Origin of the sequence: Psychromonas sp. SA13A (assembly GCF_011378715.1) — a bacterium.
Classification (GTDB): domain Bacteria; phylum Pseudomonadota; class Gammaproteobacteria; order Enterobacterales; family Psychromonadaceae; genus Psychromonas.
Genome location: NZ_WTKU01000045.1, coordinates 1 through 3,438 on the forward strand (window position 1 = coordinate 1; position 3,438 = coordinate 3,438).

Here is a 3,438-nt window from a genome sequence, read left to right on the forward strand (position 1 = left end):
TGATAAAGCGCAAAAATAGTTCCGGGTCCCCATCGTCTAGAGGCCTAGGACACCGCCCTTTCACGGCGGTAACAGGGGTTCAAATCCCCTTGGGGATACCAACACTATTCTAGAACGTAAAGTCACTTAATAACTGTTCTGCTAAGAATGATTATTAAGTGTTTTTAACACTGCTCTTTAACAATTAGGAAAGCTGATAAATGTTCTTATTTATCGCACAATAACAATGATTGATTATGTTTACATAGCTGATTGATTGGTGTGGTAAATAAAACGAAAATGTTTAATTCATTCATTTGAATTAAACGAGTTCTCAGCATGTAAATTAACTATTCGTAGTTAAATTAGATGCTGTAATCAAGCAAAATAAAAAGCACATTACATGCAAATGTAATGAGTACGTATCTACGAGTTAATCGCAAGATTAATTCTAGGTGCACGAAAAACGATTGTTTTTCATATGTAAATATGAGTCACAAGCGTCTTGGAAACAACATGCAATTCTAAGTGGTTTTAACACTATTTAGGTGTTGTATGGTTAAGTGAATAAGCGTGCACGGTGGATGCCTAGGCAATTAGAGGCGATGAAGGACGTGGTAATCTGCGATAAGTCCAGGGGAGTTGATAACAAGCGTTATATCCTGGAATTTCCGAATGGGGCAACCCGGCACTTAGTGTCATCGTTTAGTGAATACATAGCTAAGCGAAGCAAACGAGGGGAACTGAAACATCTAAGTACCCTTAGGAAAAGAAATCAACCGAGATTCCGAAAGTAGCGGCGAGCGAAATCGGAACAGCCCTTAAGCTGTTTAAAAGTTAGTGGAAGGCTCTGGAAAGTGCCACGGTACAGGGTGATAGTCCCGTACACAAAAACTTCTTTACAGTGAAAACGAGTAAGACGGGACACGAGAAATCCTGTTTGAATATGGGGGGACCATCCTCCAAGGCTAAATACTCCTAATTGACCGATAGTGAACCAGTACCGTGAGGGAAAGGCGAAAAGAACCCCTGTGAGGGGAGTGAAATAGAACCTGAAACCGTGTACGTACAAGCAGTAGGAGCGGATTTATTCCGTGACTGCGTACCTTTTGTATAATGGGTCAACGACTTAATTTCAGTAGCAAGGTTAACCGTTTAGGGGAGCCGTAGGGAAACCGAGTCTTAACTGGGCGAATAGTTGCTGGGATTAGACCCGAAACTTGGTGATCTAGCCATGAGCAGGTTGAAGGTTGAGTAACATCAACTGGAGGACCGAACCCACTAATGTTGAAAAATTAGGGGATGACTTGTGGCTGGGGGTGAAAGGCCAATCAAACCAAGAGATAGCTGGTTCTCCTCGAAAGCTATTTAGGTAGCGCCTCATGTATCACTGTTGGGGGTAGAGCACTGTTAAGGCTAGGGGGTCATCCCGACTTACCAACCCTTTGCAAACTCCGAATACCAACAAGTGCAATCATGGGAGACACACGGCGGGTGCTAACGTCCGTCGTGGAAAGGGAAACAACCCAGACCGCCAGCTAAGGTCCCAAAGTATATGTTAAGTGGGAAACGATGTGGGAAGGCTTAGACAGCTAGGAAGTTGGCTTAGAAGCAGCCATCTTTTAAAGAAAGCGTAATAGCTCACTAGTCGAGTCGGCCTGCGCGGAAGATTTAACGGGGCTAAACATATCACCGAAGCTGCGGACGCATATTTATATGCGTGGTAGAGGAGCGTTCTGTAAGCCGTCGAAGGGAAAGCTGTAAGGCATCCTGGAGGTATCAGAAGTGCGAATGTTGACATGAGTAACGATAAGGGGGGTGAAAAACCTCCCCGCCGGAAGACCAAGGGTTCCTGTCCAACGTTAATCGGGGCAGGGTGAGTCGACCCCTAAGGCGAGGCCGAAAGGCGTAGTCGATGGGAAACGGGTTAATATTCCCGTACCCTTTATTATTGCGATGGGAGGACGGAGAAGGCTAGGTGGGCCTGGCGATGGTTGTCCAGGTTCAAGTATGTAGGTGGGAGACTTAGGTAAATCCGGGTTTCTACTAACACTGAGATACGATGTCGAGGTACTAAGGTACTGAAGTCATTGATGCCATGCTTCCAGGAAAAGTCTCTAAGCTTCAGATAATAAAGGATCGTACCCCAAACCGACACAGGTGGTCAGGTAGAGAATACCAAGGCGCTTGAGAGAACTCGGGTAAAGGAACTAGGCAAAATGGTACCGTAACTTCGGGAGAAGGTACGCCTCCGACGGTGACGTCCCTTGCGGATTGAGCTGTTGGAGGCCGAAGATACCAGATGGCTGCAACTGTTTATTAAAAACACAGCACTCTGCTAAATCGTAAGATGACGTATAGGGTGTGACGCCTGCCCGGTGCCGGAAGGTTAATTGATGAGGTTAGACTTAGGTCGAAGCTTTTGATCGAAGCCCCGGTAAACGGCGGCCGTAACTATAACGGTCCTAAGGTAGCGAAATTCCTTGTCGGGTAAGTTCCGACCTGCACGAATGGCGTAATGATGGCCATGCTGTCTCTACCCGAGACTCAGTGAAGTTGAAATCGCAGTGAAGATGCTGTGTACCCGCGGCTAGACGGAAAGACCCCGTGAACCTTTACTATAGCTTAGCAGTGAACTTAGAGCCTACATGTGTAGGATAGGTGGGAGGCTTTGAAGCGTTGTCGCCAGATGACGTGGAGCCAATCTTGAAATACCACCCTTGTATGTTTTGAGTTCTAACCATGGCCCCTGAATCGGGGTTTGGGACACTGTTTGGTGGGTAGTTTGACTGGGGCGGTCTCCTCCTAAAGAGTAACGGAGGAGTACGAAGGTTGGCTAATCACGGTCGGACATCGTGAGGTTAGTACAATGGTATAAGCCAGCTTAACTGCGAGACAGACACGTCGAGCAGGTACGAAAGTAGGTCATAGTGATCCGGTGGTTCTGAATGGAAGGGCCATCGCTCAACGGATAAAAGGTACTCCGGGGATAACAGGCTGATACCGCCCAAGAGTTCATATCGACGGCGGTGTTTGGCACCTCGATGTCGGCTCATCACATCCTGGGGCTGAAGTCGGTCCCAAGGGTATGGCTGTTCGCCATTTAAAGTGGTACGCGAGCTGGGTTTAGAACGTCGTGAGACAGTTCGGTCCCTATCTGCCGTGGGCGTTTGAGAATTGAGAGGAGCTGCTCCTAGTACGAGAGGACCGGAGTGGACGAACCGCTGGTGTTTGGGTTGTCATGCCAATGGCATTGCCCAGTAGCTACGTTCGGAATCGATAACCGCTGAAAGCATCTAAGCGGGAAGCGAGCCTCAAGATGAGTTCTCACTGGAACTTTAAGTTCCCTAAAGGGCCGTTGGAGACTACAACGTTGATAGGCAAGGTGTGTAAGTACAGTAATGTATTGAGCTAACTTGTACTAATTACCCGTGAGGCTTAACCATACAACACCTAAGT

The 3,438-nt window shown here is 47.3% G+C and carries 1 tRNA gene and 1 rRNA gene; both read left to right on the forward strand.

Features of this window, described 5'->3' with window-relative positions:
- The first annotated feature begins 25 nt into the window (after positions 1-25).
- Positions 26-101 (forward strand) — tRNA-Glu (locus GQR44_RS19535).
- Between the two features lie 435 nt (positions 102-536).
- A 23S ribosomal RNA gene (locus GQR44_RS19540) occupies positions 537-3,425 on the forward strand.
- The last annotated feature ends 13 nt before the right edge of the window (positions 3,426-3,438 follow it).